Genomic DNA, 18,568 nt, shown 5'->3' on the forward strand with positions numbered 1-18,568 from the left:
AGACAAAATCGATTGATGGAGATTAAAATGAAAAAATATCTGCTTGCTGCTTCCGTGATTGCTCTTATGGCGACGCCGGCTCTGGCTGAAGAATGCGCGCCGATCACCAAACCTCAGGTGGAGCAGTTGTTTGATCGCTGGAACGCCTCCCTGGCGACGCTCAATCCTGAAAAGGTCGTCGAAAACTACGCCCCTGACGCCGTCCTGCTGCCGACCCTGTCGAACAAGCCGCGGCTGACGCAGGAGGAGCGCAGGGAATATTTCGTGGACTTCCTGAAAAAGCACCCGCAGGGTAAGATCAACAGCCGCACGATCAAACTGGGCTGTAACGAAGCGCTCGATACCGGCATCTACACCTTCACCTTGAAGGGCGGCGCCAAGGTGCCGGCACGCTACACCTTCACCTACGAATTTAAGGACGGCAAGTGGCTGATCTCCTCGCACCACTCCTCGGCCATGCCGGAGAAGCACGCGGGTTAAGCGGCCTGAGGCGGGGACACCGGCTATTCCGGTGCTCCCGCAGGGGCACATCTAAGCGATCGATACGATCTCCAGCTCATGCTCGCCGACCATGACGGCATCGCCGACGAATTTCCCCATGAGAGACTGGGCGACCGGTGAAACGTAAGAGATCGTCCCCTGTTTGGGCTCGGCTTCGTCTTCTCCGACGATGCGATAGGTCTGCACTCGCCCGTCATCGCGGCTGAAGGTGACCGTGCTGCCGAAGACGACGGTCTCGTTGGATGCCGGGGCTGCTATCAGCTCGGCAGTGCGAACCCTCTCGGCGAAATAACGCACGTCGCGAAGCGGTACTGCCGTCTGCCGCCGCCGCTCATTCACATCCTCGACTGCGCTTGCAGCTTCGTACTGTTCGCGAGCTTCCTGAAGCGCGGCATTGAGTGCCTTCCATCCCCCTTCGGTGACGAAGTTGGGATGGGGCGAGATAGCACGGTCGGGAAGCTGCGTTTCAGCAGCCGTTTCCGCACTTTCCTCTTTTGTAAACGCGACAGCCAAAGCAAGCTCCGAAAAGTAAGCGATCCTCTACAAGATCATATAGTCGGGCTATTGCGAAAACCAAGACGACAGCGACAGACCCCTGGGGAAAAGGCGACGTCAGCTTGATAACAGACGTTCTCGTTGAAACGGCATCTGGCACTTACCGATGGCGGATCCTTCGAGACCTGACGCACTCATTCTTGGCGAGCGAACAGTTCGCCGCTTCGGTGGGCAACGAATCCCCCATTCCTGCAGCTTCTGGAAAAACTTTCTCCATCAGACCGAAGGCTGCAAAATATATAGCCTATTAAATACATCGATTATATCGCAATACTTAAGCATGACGGGTTCGTGCCCAGCCAAAAACCTGCAATGTGGAGAGGAACGATGAAGAGACAGATCAAGCTCGGTGCATTTCTCCCCGGCGGCGGACAGCATATCGCGTCCTGGCGCCATCCCGACCAGCCGGTCGACGGGGCGGTCAATCTCCAGTTCCACATAGAGCTCGCGCAGGCAGCCGAACGGGGCCTTTTTGATGCCTATTTCCTGGCGGACGGGCTTGCTATCGCCTTCGGCGGCGGCATCGAGGGCGGCAATGCCAGAGTGGTGGGCTTCGAGCCGGTCACGCTGTTTTCGGCATTGGCACCATTTACCAAGCACATCGGCTTTATCGCGACGTCATCGACGACCTATGAGGAGCCTTACTCCGTTGCGCGCAAGTTCGCCTCGCTCGACCTGATCTCCGGCGGGCGTGCCGGCTGGAACGTTGTCACCACCGCCACCGAAGCCGCCGCGCGGAATTTCAATCTCGAGCGGCAGCAGCCTCATGCAGCCCGCTACAAGCGAGCGGCCGAACATGTCGAGGTCGTAAAAAAGCTCTGGGAAAGCTTTGACGATAACGCGTTCATTCGAGATCGCGCAAGCGGCGTCTATTTCGACGTAAACAAGGTGCACCGCACCGATCATCGCGGCGAACATTTCAAGGTCGAAGGGCCATTGAATGTCCCGCGTTCGCCGCAGGGTCATCCCGTCATCGTGCAGGCTGGCCAGTCGGACGATGGGCGGGGACTTGCAGCCGCCAGCGCGGAAGTGATCTTCACGGCACACCAGAAGCTCGAAACCGCTCAAGAATTCTATCGTGACATCAAGGCGCGGGCGCGGGGCCTCGGTCGCGATCCCTCGCATGTGCTTATCATGCCGGGCGTTTCGCCCTTTGTCGGCCGCACGGAGGCGGAAGCACGCGAGAAATACGAGCAGCTCACGAGCCTGATCATCGAAGAGGATGGGCTCGCGCTGATCAGCGCGCTCACCGGCGGCGAACTGGATCTTAGGGGCGCCGATCTCGACGGTCCGCTGCCGCCGGCGCCGCCGACCGAGGGCATGAAGAGCCGCCAGGAGCTGATCCGGCGCATTGCGGACGAGAACAATTTCTCCATCCGGCAGCTTTACCAGTGGATCGCTTCGGCACGTGGTCATTTCACTATCGTCGGCTCCGCGGTCCAGGTCGCGGATACCCTGCAGGAGTGGTTCGAAAACGAAGGCGCGGATGGTTTCAACATCCTGCCGCCATGGCTGCCCACCGGCCTCAACGATTTCGTGGAACTCGTCATTCCCGAGCTGCAGCGTCGGGGCCTGTTCCGCACCGCGTATGAAGGCAAGACCCTCCGCGAAAATCTGGGCCTGCCTTTCCCGCAAAATCGATGGGCTGCCGCCTATACCGAAGCCGCCGAATAACTGAGACATCACAGGGGAAAAGCTCATGGCGCTTGAAACGGAACAGCAGGCTCTCCTGGGGAGCTATCGCGAAACGTATATCTGGCCGGGCAGGCTGGCACGGGAAGCAGGGGCTCTGTTGCGCGGTTTCGTATCGCGCTACGGCCTGATCATTGTTTTTGTCGCGCTCTGGCAGATTTCACCGTCTCTCGGCTGGAGCAACCCCGCGGTTCTTCCGCCCCCCGATGCGATCCTGCGGGCGCTCTGGAACGGGATCAGCGGCGGCCCGCTGCTCGGCGACATCGCCATCAGTCTCCAGCGCGCCGGTATTGCATTTGGTGCAGCGGTTGGCGTCGGCATTCCGCTCGGGCTGTTCATGGGGCAGATCCGAATTGTCGAGCGCAGCCTCGATCCGATCCTGCAACTGTTTCGGCAGACATCCGCACTCGCGCTCTATCCGGTCTTCATATTGTTGCTCGGCCTTGGCGAGGCCTCGAAAATCTTCGTGATCTTCTGGGCAACGCTGTTTCCGACACTTCTTGCCACCATCGGAGGTGTCAAACAGGTGGACCCGAAGCTGGTGGAAATGGCGCGTGTCTACGGTGCCAAGCCGCTTACCGTGTTTCGCCGCGTCGTCCTGCCGGCTGCCCTGCCGCAGATCTTCGTTGGGTTGCGGCTGAGTGCCACCACCGCACTTCTGCTTCTCATCGCTGCGGAAATGATCGGCGCCAATTCCGGTGTCGGATTTCAGGTGATGAATGCGCAGTACAATTTCCAGATCCCGCTGATGTTCGCGGCGATTCTGCTGCTCGCCCTCCTGGGACTGTCGGCCAACTTCATCCTCGAGGCATTACAGGCCCGGCTCTGCCGCTGGGCCAACCCCAAGGACTGAAGGCCGAAACGCGCCACCATTTTCCATCCCATCCGATCTATGGAGTTCACATGCAGATTTCGCGCCGTTCTTTCGGCATCGCCGCAGTCGCAGCCGGTATCCTTCTGGCAGTCCCGGCAGGCGTTGCCATCGCTGCCGAGACCGATCAGGTCACCATCCGCTACCTCGCAAGCCAGGGCGGTCTTTCTGCCCATGAATTTGCCGATGCGCTCGGCTATTTCAAGGACACCGGCCTGACGCTCAAGGATGTCGGCTATGCCCCGGGTGGTCCGGCCTCTCTCTTCGCGCTGGCGTCGGGCAATGTCGAAGTCGGAGGTGCCGCGACTGCGGCAGTGCTGAACTCGATCGCCGGCGGCAACGATTTCGTCGCCGCCTATCCCTCGAACGGCATCGACAAGGTAACCGAGAGCATCTTTTATTCGCTTGATGGCAGCCCGATCAAATCGATCAAGGATCTGGCCGGCAAGACGATTGCCGTCAACACGCTTGGCGCTCATCTCGACTACACGGTGCGCGAGGCGCTCCATTCCGTCGGCCTGCCGGAAAATGCTGCCAAGCTCGTCGTCGTTCCCGGTCCGCAGCTCGAACAGGTTCTGCGTTCCAAGCAGGTCGATGTCTCCGCCTTCGGCTACTGGCAGAAGACCTATGAGGGCGTTGCGCTGAAAAACGGTGGTCTTCAGAAGATCTTCGGCGACACGGATGTGCTCGGCGAAATCGCCGGCGGCTTTACGGTGCTGCGCCGCGATTGGATCAAACAACACCCGCAAGCGGCCAAGATCTTCGTTGAAAAGTCGCAGGCCGCGCTCGAATACGCGCGTCTTCATCCTCAGGAAACGAAGGCGGTGATCGCCAAGGTTCTCGCCTCGCGCGGCGAGAATGCGGATATTGCGCAATATTTCACCGGTTTTGGCGTGCGTGAAGGTGGCAAGGCAGTGCCCCGCGACCTGCAATTCTGGATCGACATCCTCGCTCGCGGCGGCGTTCTGAAACCGGGACAGCTCAAGGCGGAAGACATTCTCTACGACCCGGCGAATTTCGCCGTCGCAGGCAACTGAGGAGCGGGTCGATGGCTGTCGCTGAACTAAGCTTGCGCGGAGAGGTGGCGATCAAGAACCTCTCCAAATCCTACTCGATCAACGGCCGCCATCTCAATGTGCTACAGGGGGTCAGCAACCACATTCGCGCCGGCGAAAGCCTGGCGATCGTGGGTGCTTCGGGTTCCGGCAAGACGACCCTGCTCAGGGTTCTCGCCGGGCTCGAGAATGCGGACAGGGGCGATGTTTTGATCGACGGTCAGCCCGTCTACGGCGTCGGCGCGGATCGCGCGGTGATCTTCCAGGAGCCGAGGCTTCTGCCCTGGCTCACGGTGCTCGACAACGTCGCCTTCCCGCTCGAAAATCACGGTCTGAAGAAGGCCGAGGCGAGGGCGCGCGCACGCCATTATGTCCAACTCGTGGGCCTCGGCGATTTTAATGACGCCCTTCCGTCGCAGCTTTCGGGCGGCATGGCCCAGCGTGTCGGCATCGCCAGGGCGCTTGCGGTGAAACCGGAAATCCTGCTGCTCGACGAGCCGTTCGGCGCGCTCGACGCCATGACCAAGATCACCATGCAGGAAGAACTCGCTCGCATCTGGCGGGAGGAGAAGGTGACGATGATCCTCGTCACCCATGATCTCGAGGAGGCGGTCTATCTGGCTGACCGGGTCCTCATCCTCTCCAAGGAGAAGGGCGGGCGCACCCGCGAGATCGACATCGACCTTCCGCGGCCGCGCAATCGCAGCGAGGCGCGCTTCGTCAAATTTCGCGAACAATTGTTGAACGCGTTCGGGCTGCACTGAAGTCTGGCCAGGCGTGGCGGCCGAACAGGTGCCCGTTCCGGCTCCATGTGCCATTAAAGGGGTTTGAGTAGATAGCCCGATGCGCCATACCCTTTACCGGGCTTGCATCTGGCGCTCGGTCCCGGCCTTCAGAGACGCCAACACTTGTTCGGGCGTCCGCCCCTTCGACGGGTCTGCCGTCAACTCGGTGGCAGCCGCCACGACTTCCGTGCGCAACCAAGTCTCAAGAGCCTTGTCGCGCGCCTGCAAGGCGCGCAGGCCGTCGCGGATAACCTCGCTCTCGCTGGCATATTCGCCTGACGAAACCTTGCTCTTGACCATCTGCGCCATTTCGGTCGGCAATGTGACGCTGAACTGTTGCGTACTCCGCATGGAGGAATCCCTTCATCAATCGCGCTCAATAGGATTTAACACTATCGCATATAGGTCCGATCCGGAAACCGTTCACCCTCTCCTTCGATAAGTGCGCTTATGGCCCGCTCGATCGTCTCCGCAAGGTTGATCTCGTGCCGATCAGCATAGGCCTAAATCGCTTCGATCGTATCGGCCCGCGGCCTGGTCGCGAACTGCTCCGTACGGCCGTGTTGTACGGATCATCCGTGTCCTGATATTCATCGTTGTTTTTCAATCCCCGGATCCGGATTTCGACGATGCCGCTGACCGGCGTCAAAAGAGGCCTGGCAAAGATCCACCGACTACAACCAACGCAGCAGGGTGGAGACGCAGATGGGCCGATGGAAGGCTGTCATAGGGTCGCAACTCAAGGCGAGGAGCTTCGACAATCAGAAGATTGAAGCCAAGATCGGCGTCCGCGTTCTCAACCGGATGATGGAACTCGGCCGCCCTGAATCCAAGCACGTTGCAGAAACATGCCGTGGGTAGGGTGTGGCCTCGGACTGCAACTGAAGGCAAAAGCGGTGCCGGGCACCGCCCGGCACCGCTTCTGGCGTGAGTTTCACTTCGTTCGAATGCTCTAATTGTGCTCTGGGCGTATCAGGCGCCGATCGCGTCCTCGCCAAAACGGTTCGAACCCGTGGTGCCCTTTAAAAGCAGGACCTCCACCAAATACCAGACGCTACCAATCAGGGGGACGAACTGGATTAAGAAGAACCAGCCAGACTTGTTACGGTCATGTAGTCGCTTGACGGCGACGGCAAGACCCGACCAAACGCTGAAGATGACATAGGCAAGGCCAAGCGCGATATAGGGAATGGCTGCGGCCCCTTCAGCGTGGTAAGTGCCATCCTCGCTGATGGAGCCGGGAATCACAGACCAAAGAAGCGCGAAAACAAGGCCAACAACGGCGGCGACGATAATGTGAATAAGTACCGCGAGCCACATCTTCTTGCGGTTGATGCGGCCCTGGAATGAAAAAAGAAGTCTTTTCATGATGTCACTCGATTGCAATGGTTTCAAACTACTGACAGTTGCTCGGCAATTGTCAACAAACTGATAACATCGCTTCTCGAAGCAGAAAACACTTCTGTTTTGAGTTTAGACAAACAAGATTTGTCAAATTTCTTTTAGATAAGCGCAGAATAGAAGACGCCGGCGCTGCTCAAATTTACATCATTTATACCATTATTTAGAATATTATATTGTTCATAAAACACAAAATACTGATAAATCTGCGGGAGGTCGGCCGGGCTGTCGAGTTTCACGACGCTCTAACCCGGATTTTCATTTGAGAGTGATCCGTTCAGTCACAGGGAACCAATTGATGAACCTGCTGTATCGATATCGAAGCAGAGTAACGACGAAATGCAAAGTTGGGGTGAAATCTCAACGCAAATGGACACTGCTGCTTCTCTACGCATTTCCGGCGGCTCTGTTGATGGCATGGATGCCCCCCCGCCGGCATCGCAATGTGCCAAATGTGGGGCGCTGAAGACATCACAGAAAGAGAGAGCATCCATGTCGGAAGTTTCCATCATTGGAATTGACTTGGCAACGCGCGCCTTCCTAGAAACCACCTTTCATGCAGCAATCACCTCACCGTCCGGTGCTCCCCCGATTACCCTATGTTTTCTGCTCATTGCTACTCAAAACCCTTACACTATTTAAATGACATGCGTCGGTCCGGCGCGGTAAACTCTAGCTCCGGGCAATGCCGGACGAGCACTATGACCTGACTTCCCTCCGCCGGTCCCGGTGGAGGGATTTTTGTCGTTGTGGCGCAAAGCCGGTCGGTCGATGACCACGTCGCTCTCAATGGTGCAGGTCGATCGGCGCCTTGTGGAACAGGTCGTCCGAGGGCGGAATAGCTTGGCGCTCGATCATGCGGTGCACATATGGCGGGTCGTTGCCGCCATGGAGCGCCCGCAGGCGATCGGTATTTTCCGCATCCGCCTGGGTGCGCCGCTGGTTGTGGCGGATATATTCCACCCAGGTCGGCGTGTGGTAGGTTTCCGTCCAGATGCCGGGATTTTCCAGATCGCGCAGCAGCGCCCAATTTCTGGCGCCATCGCGGATACGGATTCGCCGCCGCTCGGCCATCAGCGTCAGGAATTCCGGCAGATGCTGGTCGCTGATCTGATAATCGACAAGGATGACGATAGGACCGCTGCGTGGCGTGATGTCCAGGCCGAGGGCAGGTTCGATGAAGCGGTTCAAGGGATCAAGGTTTAACGAGGCAAAGGCCGGCATCGAGAAACGCAGGCCGACAACAATGCCGACGAGCATGACCACAGCCGAGCCGTAGAGCGCATTCGAGACACCGAAGCGATCCGCCGCAACACCCCAGAGCCAACTGCCGCCGGCAATGCCGCCAAAGGTCACGGTCTGATAAAGCGACAAAGCGCGGCCCACGACCCAGCGCGGTGTCGAGAGCTGGACGATCGTATTGAAGAGCGAGAGTGCGAGCACCCAGCAGGCCCCGGAAACGAACAGGCCGGCGCAGGTGAGGGCCATAGAGGGACTCAAGGCGGTCAACACCATGCTGCCCGCAAACCCGGCGAAGGAATAGCGGATGATCGTCTCGCTGCTCAGCGCTTCTCGAAGCATAGCGTTCAGCGCACCACCCGCGATCGCTCCGATGCCGAAGGACCCCAGCATGAAACCGTAGGTCAGCGGTCCCCCGGAAACGAGACTAATCGCGACGATCGGCAGAAGGGCCAGCACCGAGCTGGCTCCGATGCCGAAGATGAAGCCGCGGATGAGCACTTTTTCGAGGTTGGGCGACATTGAGACATAACGAAGCCCGGCAAAAATCGCGCTGCCCAGTTTTTCGCGCGGCAGCGTCGATGTCGAAGGAGCGGGTTTCCAGCGCATCAGCGCATAGATGAGTGCAAAGTAGCTGACGGCATTGACCGTAAAGGCGGCCGCAGCGCCGGCGGCCGCGACGATAATGCCGCCGATCGCCGGGCCGACGCTTCGGGTCATGTTGAAGCCCATGCTATTCAGTGTCACGGCGTCCGGCAGATCCTCTCGGGGCACCATATCTCCGACCGATGCCTGCCAAGAGGGATTGTTGAGCGCCGTTCCGCAACCGATCAGGAAGGTAAAGAGCAGAAGCAGCCAGGGGGTGATCCAGCCAAGCAAAGCACACAAGGTCAGGATTGCCGATACGATCAGCATCAGAAACTGTGCCGTCAGCATCACCCGGCGGCGGTCGAAATTGTCGGCAAGTGCCCCGGAAACCACGGAAAACAGCATGATCGGCAGGGCAGTCGAGGTTTGGACCAGCGCCACCATGTCTTCTGACGACGTGATGGTCGTCATCATCCAGGCGGCACCGACGGCTTGGACCAGCCCGCCGAAATTCGACGCAAGGCTCGCGAGCCAGATCCGGCGATAGGTCTCGTGCTTAAGCGGTGTGAACGTCGACGGTTTTGATGACAAGGTCCCTCCAACATCTCTCTGCTTCCCCTCCGCTCCAGTATAGGACGAAGCTTTGCGGTGGCTAGGAAGGATTGATGGGTGGGTGCGATCACAGCGAGCAATTCTGATTGTCGACCGAACGGCGGCTGGATCAAATAAAGATCCGCTAGTGGACCTTTCTTTCGACTTCGGTTGCCACGCTGAGCATTTGCAGCAGATATCGTATGAGTGCGACGTCCTCGGTGGACACTTGATTTTCAAAGACCTGCGTGATGATTGCGTTCAAATTATTGGCCTGATCGTGCACCAGTTCTTTAATATAGATTTCGGGTTCGGCAAAAGTTACGGTTTGATTTTGTTTATCGCTTGTCATTTCACACCAGCTTGTCCTGACGCGTCTTTCCGACTTTCACGGCATTCCGCAGCTTTCAATTCTTGATCGAATTGCTCGATCATACGTTGCACCCACGGCTCATAATAAACGTCACCGCCGTCCCGACGGCGATCGCGCTCTTCCGTGGATCTCATCTGCTCGACCAATGCTCGCAGCGTTCGCATTACCCCCTCATTTCCGCTCGTTGCCGGAGCTGGGCCACCTCGCAAATCTCTTTTGAAATCCTTCGGTCGCATCTCAGCAATCGGCGTTTGCAGCCCCTCCCGATCACATAGTGTTGCCTGCTTCAAGCCGGCTCGCGCCCGTGGATCTGGCCATTGTTTTTTCACTTAGCCAAATAGGCGCTTTCATTATTCTTGTGGTTTGAACGAACTCCTGCATGAGCCAGGTAGGGCAAGTGGCTCAAAGTCATCTCCGGCTTCAGCGGGTTATGAAGCTCCGGTTCCAGCAAGAGGGTTGTTCCTTCGATGGAATAGAGTTGATGATGCCGCAATAAGCCGGCCACGGAAGGTTTCGCTTGGATCGGCACGACTATGCCATCCTCAAGCAGCGAAGGTGATCCGAGTTTGGTCACCTGCCAACCTGTCGAAATCAACAAATCCACCAACTTTGGGTGCGTTTCGACGATCAGCGAAGTGATACCCGCAACAAGGCAAAACTCCATTACGCCGGTCATCAGGACATGGGAGGCCGGCACGTCATCGATGAGAATTTCACCTTTCGCGACAACGCATCGGGTCCATTCGAAAATGTCTGGCGAACGTGGCCACGTTTCGCCGTTCATGATCTGAGGATATACGTCCGACAGCAAATGCGGCTCTGTCGTAGGGAGCAGTCGCGAATATCCGACGACCGCATCTTCGTGAAATAGGGCGAGATGCAGGGCGCGCTCGTGATCGAACTGGTCTATTTCCAATCCGTCGCTCCGGCGAATGGCCTCCCAACCGAGCCTTTCGACAAATTGCTCGTGCCGAAAGCGCCAAATTTTCTCCATTGCTTGCGCGTTCGACGCCGAACGACCCACGTAGAGTCTTATCATCCTTGCCCCTGGTTTTAGGGCAAGAATGCATGATAGTCCCTGCAATTTAAATGAGTAAAAATACCCAGCTTTTAGACCTCGACCGAGGCCGTCCCACGAGCTTAGCGTGAGCTTGGTCGGGGGAGCGCCAAGGCGATGCGCGTAATGGGCAAGTTGGCGCAAGAGCATGCTGGCTTACCAGCAGCTCCGCCTCGCAAGACATTTCAGCGAAGTATTCCGAAACGAAAGCTTTCCGCTATCATCTGTGCCGCATTCACGACGTTAAGCTTGCGCTGAACGTTCAGGATCTCGTTCTGAATGGTTCGGTGCGAACGTCCCAGAATTTCGGCGATCTCGATGGCCGTCTTGCCGGCTGCGCACCACTGAATGATTTCCCGCTCGCGCGCCGTGATCCGCAACGGGCTTCGGTCCCGCGCCCTTGCTTCCTTCGCCATAAGACTGCGCAGTGCATTGTGGGCGTAGATCGACAGAATATGTAGCGCCCCTCTGGCGGCGTTGGAGAGGTCCACCTTTTCCGCACCAAACGTAACGATCGCCTGGAAGCCGCTCGCTGAGTGCAATGGCACGCTGTAGCCATCTTTCATTTTGAATTCTTTGGCTTCGTTCATGACGCGGCGTGCGTGACGGCCAAGCTCTTGATCCCGCAGCGCCTCCGACCAAACGAAAGCACCGTCCTGCATTTTAGAGAGCTGGATGACCGGATCGGCGTGGACGTAGTTGTGCGATACATAGTGGTCGAACCACTCCGACGGCCACGCATTCAACATGAAGTAGGAATCGATGCGCTCAGTGGGCAAAGGTATGCCGGAAATTGCAAAACAGCTAAAGCCGAAGTGGCGTGCTGACCTGTCCAGTGATCCGAGTATGTCGTCCTTGCTTTTTGCGGCCGCGGTTTCCGACAAAAGGTCGAACATTACGTTTGCAGTTGCCACGGCTTCACTGTCCACTCGCCCCTCCCCAGGATTTCAGCCAATTTAACGCATATTAGCTCAACGAAGTATTATTTTCATGACCATTTCGGGTGAATGCCGGCATTATATGATGTTTTTATAATAAAACTGGAGCGCGGGCGAGAAGGCAGCTGGCAGAATGGCGATCCCGCATGATCGGGCGGACATGCTGCAGCTCATTTGTCCGACCGAGAATGGACCGAAAGGTAGGCAAAATTGCTTATTTACCGTTGCGTAAGGTAGCTGCTAAATCGCATACCAGGGAAGAAAAATTGCAGCTACAGGGTGCGGGCATACCGGAGGCCTTTGAGCGTCTGGCAAGAAATTCCAAATAGCGACCAGGCAGGATCAACCTGCCGCCTACATGTCTCATGTCGACGAAAGCAGGGACTTTCGTCGACGCCAACAAGAAAATGCCAGCCTTCGGAATCGACCTCGGCATCAGCAGGTCGATGAGTGGTGAAGCTATGGCTTGGCCGCTGCCTGGAGAAACAAGCAACAGGCACACAACATGTGCGACCTGTTTCGGACAGTTTTGATGCGTGACTGATGGAAGCGGCACGTCCTGCCTCATCGATCAGTCTTTAGGCCTGAATGATGCGACGTTGCGCCGAGGCATTCGCACTCTCGTGCCGCAACGCCATGCTTGAATTCCGAAAGTCGAACCCAGGCAAAGCCTTGCGTCACGGCCAGAGACGACCGTGCGAGGCGCAGCGATCACGTTTCCGGCAAGCACAGAGGGGGCCATGAACAACCTTAAGGGATCCTGGAGACTGTTGGCCTGGCGCAGGACGACGAGCAAAGGAGATGTTTCCTATCCGCTTGGCGAGGACGCATCGGGTTTGCTTGTCTATACGTCGACCGGCAGGATGATGGTGCAAATGACGGCCGCACGCCGTCCGGCGTTGGAGACGACCGATCCTCTCGGCGGCAGTGCCGAGGAGCGGGCGGCGGCCTACTCAACTTCTCTGGGTTATTTCGGCAGCTACAGGGTTGCCGAAGGCAAGGTCACCCACAGGATCGAAGGCAGCTCTTTCCCCAATTGGTCGGAAACCGAGCAGGTCCGCCCCTACGAGCTTAAGGGCGATGAGCTGATCTTGCGTACGCCCCCCTCTGAGAGCGGTGGAGTAACCACCGTGAACGAAATGTCCTGGATCCGCGACAAGGGACCAGCCGACGCCTGATTCACTTGGGCGCTGTTGCGCCTCTTTCATGCATTCGAGCGGAGGAACAGATGAACATCACCAGCACCATCCATCATGCGGCCCGTGCCCGGGCAGGGGTGCCGCTTGCTCTGGGAAGGCAGCACCCGAAAGCAGCCTATCAACAAACCGATCTGGCGGCTCTCGCCAACTATCTCATCCTGTTGATGCTGCGCAACGTCACGAGCGACGGCTATGTCATCGAGGACCCCGCCAATCCCGGGCAATATTCAGCCCCCGGATGCGTTATCGCCGCGCCCTCCTTTCCCGCCAACACGCCCGGCGTCGATCAAGACTATGTCTACAACTGGGTGCGCGATGCGGCGATCACCGCCATCGAGATCGCCGCTGCCGGATTGCCTGTGACCCCAGGCAGTGGCATGCCCAGCCTGATCGACTACGTCAGCTTTGCCAGACTCTGCCAGACGAATGCCCATCCGACGCTGGGGCATGCATGCTTCACCGTCGCCGGGCAACCGCGTCCGTGGACCGAGCAGAATGACGGACCTGCCATTCAGAGCCTCGCTCTGCTGCACGCCTATCCTCAGTTGGACGCAGCGACACAAGCGACTGCCAAGCAGGTCATCGAAACAAATGTCTCCTATCTCCTCGGTGTCTACCAGCAGCCCACCACCAATCTGTGGGAGGAGCACGAAGGTCTGTCCTTCTTTGCGCGCTCGGTTCAGCTACGCTGTCTCCGGGAGATTGCGGCCAATAGCTACGGCATTGGCGTTGCCGGCGATATAACGACGGCGATTGCCTGGCTCGAGAACGCCGTTCGGGATCATTGGAATGGTTCATACTATGTCACCATGCTGAAGCCGGGTGCCGGTCCCGGCGTCTCGGTTGTTCCCGAAGAGCTTGGCTACGATCCGAACATCGACATCGTTTCGGCCTGTGTTTACGGGGCGGTGCCGGCAAGCGACACAAAATTGCTTGCGACCGCAGCCCGCCTGCGCAGCCAGTGGGCAGATCCCAATTCCCGAGCATTCTATCCGATCAATGCCGCCGATGAGGCGCGTGGGATTGGTCCGCTCTTGGGCCGCTATCCCGGCGACACCTATGACGGCGACGTCGCCCATCCCGTGACCGGGGGGCATCCCTGGGCGCTGTGCACATGCAACTTCGCGGAACTTTACTATCGTCTCGCCAACGACATCGATCATGCCGGGACGGTTCCCTTGGATAGTCTGTCCGAGGATTTCTTCGGACAGGTCGGGGTGACGAGAACGACCTCCGCCCTCGATGCCGCGACCGCCCTCAGAAGCGCGGGCGACGCCATGCTGCGCGCGGTCATCTATCACAGTGATCGGTATGAATTGAGCGAACAGTTCGACGGCACGTCCGGTTATGAAAAGAGCGTGCACAATCTGACATGGAGCTATGCATCGTTTCTGTCTGCCGTGCGCGCCAGAACCAGCGGAAGCAAGCTGCCCGGCAAGGCGGCCGGTAAGTCCACGCGGGCGGCCGGGAGCAAAAAATGAGCGAGCGATTGGCAAGCTTCATGGCTCTCTCAAGCGCGCTGACCGGCTTCAACGCGATGCGGCTGCACGCGACCGATCTGGCTGAGACCTACCTCAGTCTGCTGGATCAGATCGTTCCCATCGATATCGTGAACGATCTGCTCGACAGCTTACGAGAATTGCCGGCGAACCGGGACGGTGAGCCACTACCGGCCATTCTCAGGGATCCGCAGCTCGGGCCGATCGCGCGCAACGTGATCATGCTTTGGTACTGCGGCACCTGGCAGCAATTGCCTGCGGGATGGCGCACCGCCTTTGGGGCATCCCCACTCGATAAAACCCATCTGGTCTCCGGCGCGGCCTATCAGGCTGGCCTGCAATGGCTGGCGGCGGGAGCCCATCCGCCGGGAGCCAAGCAGCAAGGTTTCGGTGCATGGGCGCTCGCGCCCGCGGGGGGAAGAGATGGCGAACGAGACATCCTTTGACGTGGTGATCGTTGGCGCGGGTGTTGCCGGTGCCATGATCGCAAAGCGTCTGACCAGGGCGGACATGCGGGTTCTGCTGCTTGAGGCGGGGCCGGGCACGACGCGCAGCTTCGATGAATACACGCAGCATCTGGAGCACTTTTACGCTGCAAACAGCAAAGGCCCGGAATCGCCGTGGCCGCCGGCGGTCGCCGCACCGCAGCCCGACACCGCCGATTTACAGTCGAACAATGGCTACTTCGTCCAACGTGGTCCCAATCTCTATGGCAGCAGCTATACGCGGCTATTGGGCGGTTCGACCCTGCATTGGCTTGGCGTATCGCTGCGCATGTTGCCGGAAGATTTCCGCATGCGATCGCTGCACGGGGTCGGGCGGGACTGGCCCATCGGTTACGACACGATCGCACCCTATTACGAGCAGGCCGAACACGAAATCGGCGTTTCCGCCGATGTCTCCGAACAGCACTATCTTGGGCTCAGCTTTTCCGATGGCTACGACTATCCGATGCAGCGCGTTCCGCCCAGCTTTTCGGATATGGCGCTCGGGGCAGCCGTTGACGGCATGGAGGTGCAGCTTCAGGAGGAGTCGTTTCGGCTCAGGGTTCGAAGCTATCCGGCGGCCCGCAATTCGCTGCCGCGCAAGTCCTACCGGCCCGTCGGCACCGGCTATCTCGGAGAGCGCTGCGAGGGCAATACGTCCTGTACGCCGATCTGTCCGGTGCAGGCGAAATACAATGCCGGCAAAACCCTCGCTCAGGCGGATTTGAACCGGTTGACCGTCCTGACGCAGGCGGTCGCCTCGAAGATCCGTATCGATGCGACAAGCGGCGAAGTGCAGGGGATCGAGTATCAACGCTACGACGATCCGACCTCGACGAATGCAACGACCTTTGTCGCAAAGGCCCGTATCTATGTTTTGGCGGCGCATGCCGTGGAAAATGCCAAGCTCATGTTGGCTTCGGGCATCGACGGTCCGCGCGGCCAGGTCGGCAAGACCCTCATGGATCATCCCACACTCTATGCCTGGGGGCTCGCGCCCCTTTCGATCGGCGCCTACAGAGGCCCGCAGTCGACGGCCGGCATCGAGGACTTGAGGGGCGGCGCATTTCGTTCGAAGCATGCGGCATTCCGCTTCGACATCGGCAATGACGGCTGGCGGGCGAGCACGGGAGCTCCCGACACGGCGGTCTATCAGGCGGTGATGAACGGCGGGCTCTATGGCTCGGCACTGCGTGGGCAACTCGAGGCGACGCTGCCACGCCAGATGCGCTTCTCGCTTGCGGTCGAACAGCTTCCCGACGCTGCCAACAGCGTCAGCATCGATCCCCGCTATCGCGATCCCCTCGGCAATCCGCGTCCCGTGGTCGACTACCGGATCGACGACTATACGCTGGCCGGAATGGCGGCCGCCTCCCGCATTGCCGGAGCCGTGTTTCGTCGAGCCGGCATAAAGGATTGCACGGACCCCGAAAAGGGAAGCTGGTTTCCGACTGCCTACTATGAGGGTCGCGCCTTTCGCTACCACGGGATGGGGCATTTTGCCGGCACGCATGCCATGGGCGCGGACCCCAGCGGCTCCGTCATCGATGCGGACCAGCGCGCCTGGGAACACAAGAACCTTTTCGTCGTCGGTTCCGGCAGCTTTCCAACGCTTGGCACATCCAATCCCACGCTGACCCTATCGGCTTTGGCATTGCGGACGGCGGATCGGTTGATCGCGAGTTTCGCACACTGATCGCATTTGCACATGCCGGCAAAAGCCGGCGGACGAGTTCATCTATCCGGAGCGGTCCTTCGATCGCGCCACGCAAAAAGGGAGCAAGCAGAATGCATCGATCATGTCGGCTGCGCGCCAACCGGAAAGAAGGCCGGGAAAGTAGCCCCCGTTTTTCACCGCATGGGACGGAGGTGCGCCATGCTCTTTGCCATTGACTCTGCGCGAAGGACCGACATTGGAGCCGTCGCGGCGGACGGAAATTATGATGCAGTCATCGTCGGTACCGGCATCTCCGGAGCCATTATCGCCAATGAACTCAGCAAGGCGGGCAAGCGTGTCCTCGTCCTGGAAGCGGCGTCGGGAACGAACCGGAGCCTGGACGGATACAATGCACTGGTGACGAACTTTTATAAGGCCGCCAGCAAGGACAACCAGTCGCCCTATCCGGTCAATCCCAATGTTCCGATGCCGCGTAGCCCCGAGCTGCGCAAGCTTCAACCGGGCGAAACCAACGCTTCGACCTACATGGTGCAGTCCGGTCCCTACGTAACCGACACGACCTATACGCGGATTTTTGGCGGCACGACCATGCACTGGGAAGCCAAAACGCCGCGGCTGCTGCAGGAGGACTTCAAGTCCAACGCTCTCTACGGTCAGGGTCTCGATTGGCCGCTGGACTACCGCGACATCGAGGCAGACTACCAAACCGCGGAGCGCGAGATCGGCGTGTCGGCCGATGTCGAAGATCAGAGCTATCTCGATATCACCTTTCCCCAGGGTTACGTCTATCCCATGCGGGGGCTGCCGCTTTCCTATCTCGACCAGATGGTGGCCAAAGGCATCGACGGAACCTCGGTCGAACTCTACGGACAAAACTATCCCGTCAAGGTGCGGCCCTATCCGCAGGGACGCAACGGCATCCCCAATCCCGCCTATGACGACGGCAAGGGCTATGTGCCGGTCGGCGCGGTCAATACGCATGAGGTCGAGGAGGGGGGACGCTGTCAGGGCAACACGAACTGTGTGCCGATCTGTCCCGTGCAGGCGCGTTACCATTCCGGAAAAACGCTGGCGAAAGCATTCCAAACCGGCCGGGTCGATCTCCTCGCGCAGGCCGTCGCCTCTCGCGTTCTGATCGATTCAGATACGGGTCGGGCCAAGGCGCTTGAGGTCAAAGTCTACAAGGACGCGGCTTCGCCGGAATATGAAACGATCACCGTCAGAGGCAAGATTTTCGTGCTGGCCGCAGGCGCCATCGAAACGCCGCGGCTGATGCTGGCATCCGGCCTGCAGAGCTCAAGCGGCCTGATCGGCCGCAACCTGATGGATCACGCCTATTTGCTGAGCTGGGCGCTAATGCCGGAGGTGTGCGGCACGATGCGCGGCACGAGCTGTACCGGCGGCATCGTGGATTTGCGCGGTGGCGCCTTCAGGCGGCATCAGGCGGCCTTCAGCGTCGATATTCACAATGATGGCTGGGGCTGGGCTGTCGGCTCGCCTTATTCTGACGTCACCGAACTTGTCGACCAGCACAACCGCTTCGGTGGCGATCTGAGGCAGGGCCTGATCGACCGCATTTCACGCCAATTGCTGCTCGCCTTCATGATCGAGGTGATGCCGGTCGAGAGCAATCGCGTCTCGGTCGATCCGCAATATACCGATCGCATCGGCAATATGCGGCCGGTCGTCTCGTTCACGGTTCCCGAGTACACGATGCGCGGTGCCGCCTATGCGCGGGAGTTCGCAAAGACCATGTTTGCTCGGCTCGGTGCCGCCGACCACACCCGCTATGACACCAGTGACTATGGCTACGTGAACTACGAAGGGGAAGGCTACGCCATCCGCGGCGGCAACCACCTGGCCGGAACCCACATCATGGGATCCGACAAGCAGAGGTCGGCTGTCAACACCGATCAGCGCTCTTGGGAACATGACAACCTTTATCTGGTCGGCGGTGGCAGCATGCCCACCATCGGCACGGCCAACGTCACCTTGACCCTCGCAGCACTGTGCTACCGCAGCGCCCGAGCAATGCTGAAACAGTTGCAACGATAAGGCTCG

At 58.9% G+C, this 18,568-nt stretch carries 17 protein-coding genes; 10 read left to right on the forward strand and 7 right to left on the reverse strand.

The annotated features are described in order from the left end of the window. Positions 1-66 precede the first annotated feature (66 nt). Positions 67-480 carry an SgcJ/EcaC family oxidoreductase gene (locus GGD50_RS16540; RefSeq protein WP_425503984.1) on the forward strand — a complete coding sequence of 138 codons (414 nt, stop codon included), beginning with the start codon at positions 67-69 and terminating at the stop codon, positions 478-480. Between the two features lie 51 nt (positions 481-531). Here GGD50_RS16540 and greA read toward each other — a convergent pair whose 3' ends face one another. Next, entirely contained in the window at positions 532-1,014 is a 483-nt protein-coding gene (gene greA / locus GGD50_RS16545; protein ID WP_183938441.1) for a transcription elongation factor GreA, read from the reverse strand. Positions 1,015-1,383: 369 nt separating this feature from the next. Between greA and GGD50_RS16550 the strand changes: the two genes are divergently transcribed. Genes GGD50_RS16550 through GGD50_RS16565 form a run of 4 tightly spaced genes read left to right on the forward strand, consistent with a single transcriptional unit; the run spans position 1,384 to position 5,438 of the window. Continuing rightward, on the forward strand, positions 1,384-2,730 hold the full coding sequence (locus GGD50_RS16550; RefSeq protein ID WP_183938442.1) for an LLM class flavin-dependent oxidoreductase: 1,347 nt from the start codon (positions 1,384-1,386) through the stop codon (positions 2,728-2,730). A 25-nt stretch (positions 2,731-2,755) separates the two neighbouring features. Continuing rightward, on the forward strand, positions 2,756-3,601 hold the full coding sequence (locus tag GGD50_RS16555; RefSeq protein WP_183938443.1) for an ABC transporter permease: 846 nt from the start codon (positions 2,756-2,758) through the stop codon (positions 3,599-3,601). Positions 3,602-3,651: 50 nt separating this feature from the next. Beyond that, positions 3,652-4,656: an ABC transporter substrate-binding protein gene (locus GGD50_RS16560; protein ID WP_183938444.1), complete on the forward strand. Its 1,005-nt coding sequence runs from the start codon at positions 3,652-3,654 to the stop codon at positions 4,654-4,656. 11 nt (positions 4,657-4,667) lie between these two features. Beyond that, a complete protein-coding gene (locus GGD50_RS16565; protein WP_183938445.1) occupies positions 4,668-5,438 on the forward strand; it encodes an ABC transporter ATP-binding protein in 771 nt (256 codons plus the stop codon). A gap of 93 nt (positions 5,439-5,531) precedes the next feature. On the opposite strand, the gene GGD50_RS16570 is transcribed toward GGD50_RS16565, so the two are convergent. The 6 genes from GGD50_RS16570 to GGD50_RS16595 form a co-directional block, all read right to left on the reverse strand. Further along, complete coding sequence (locus GGD50_RS16570) at positions 5,532-5,810, reverse strand: type II toxin-antitoxin system ParD family antitoxin (RefSeq protein ID WP_183938446.1); 279 nt, start codon at positions 5,808-5,810, stop codon at positions 5,532-5,534. A 621-nt stretch (positions 5,811-6,431) separates the two neighbouring features. Beyond that, a complete protein-coding gene (locus GGD50_RS16575; RefSeq protein WP_183938447.1) occupies positions 6,432-6,827 on the reverse strand; it encodes a DUF805 domain-containing protein in 396 nt (131 codons plus the stop codon). Positions 6,828-7,646: 819 nt separating this feature from the next. Next, the gene (locus tag GGD50_RS16580; RefSeq protein ID WP_183938448.1) at positions 7,647-9,278 is read right to left on the reverse strand and encodes an MFS transporter; all 1,632 of its coding nucleotides are present in this window, start codon (positions 9,276-9,278) and stop codon (positions 7,647-7,649) included. 145 nt (positions 9,279-9,423) lie between these two features. Beyond that, positions 9,424-9,630, reverse strand: a complete 207-nt coding sequence (locus GGD50_RS16585) for a hypothetical protein (protein WP_183938449.1) — start codon at positions 9,628-9,630, stop codon at positions 9,424-9,426. A gap of 346 nt (positions 9,631-9,976) precedes the next feature. Continuing rightward, positions 9,977-10,690: an acyl-homoserine-lactone synthase gene (locus tag GGD50_RS16590; RefSeq protein WP_246451245.1), complete on the reverse strand. Its 714-nt coding sequence runs from the start codon at positions 10,688-10,690 to the stop codon at positions 9,977-9,979. A gap of 203 nt (positions 10,691-10,893) precedes the next feature. After that, a complete protein-coding gene (locus GGD50_RS16595; protein ID WP_183938450.1) occupies positions 10,894-11,637 on the reverse strand; it encodes an autoinducer binding domain-containing protein in 744 nt (247 codons plus the stop codon). 749 nt (positions 11,638-12,386) lie between these two features. On the opposite strand from GGD50_RS16595, the gene GGD50_RS16600 reads away from it, so the two are divergent. From GGD50_RS16600 to GGD50_RS16620, 5 genes are all read left to right on the forward strand, one after another. After that, on the forward strand, positions 12,387-12,824 hold the full coding sequence (locus tag GGD50_RS16600; protein ID WP_183938451.1) for a lipocalin-like domain-containing protein: 438 nt from the start codon (positions 12,387-12,389) through the stop codon (positions 12,822-12,824). Positions 12,825-12,874: 50 nt separating this feature from the next. After that, positions 12,875-14,326, forward strand: coding sequence for a glycoside hydrolase family 15 protein (locus GGD50_RS16605; protein WP_183938452.1), 1,452 nt, complete (start codon positions 12,875-12,877; stop codon positions 14,324-14,326). After that, positions 14,323-14,790, forward strand: a complete 468-nt coding sequence (locus tag GGD50_RS16610; RefSeq protein ID WP_183938453.1) for a hypothetical protein — start codon at positions 14,323-14,325, stop codon at positions 14,788-14,790. Before GGD50_RS16605 ends, GGD50_RS16610 begins: the two co-directional genes overlap by 4 nt. Continuing rightward, positions 14,768-16,525, forward strand: coding sequence for a GMC family oxidoreductase (locus tag GGD50_RS16615; RefSeq protein ID WP_183938454.1), 1,758 nt, complete (start codon positions 14,768-14,770; stop codon positions 16,523-16,525). Before GGD50_RS16610 ends, GGD50_RS16615 begins: the two co-directional genes overlap by 23 nt. Before the next feature lie 180 nt (positions 16,526-16,705). Next, on the forward strand, positions 16,706-18,562 hold the full coding sequence (locus GGD50_RS16620) for a GMC oxidoreductase (protein ID WP_183938455.1): 1,857 nt from the start codon (positions 16,706-16,708) through the stop codon (positions 18,560-18,562). Positions 18,563-18,568: the final 6 nt, after the last annotated feature.

The organism is Martinezella paranaensis (assembly GCF_014200235.1).
Lineage (GTDB): Bacteria > Pseudomonadota > Alphaproteobacteria > Rhizobiales > Rhizobiaceae > Rhizobium > Rhizobium paranaense.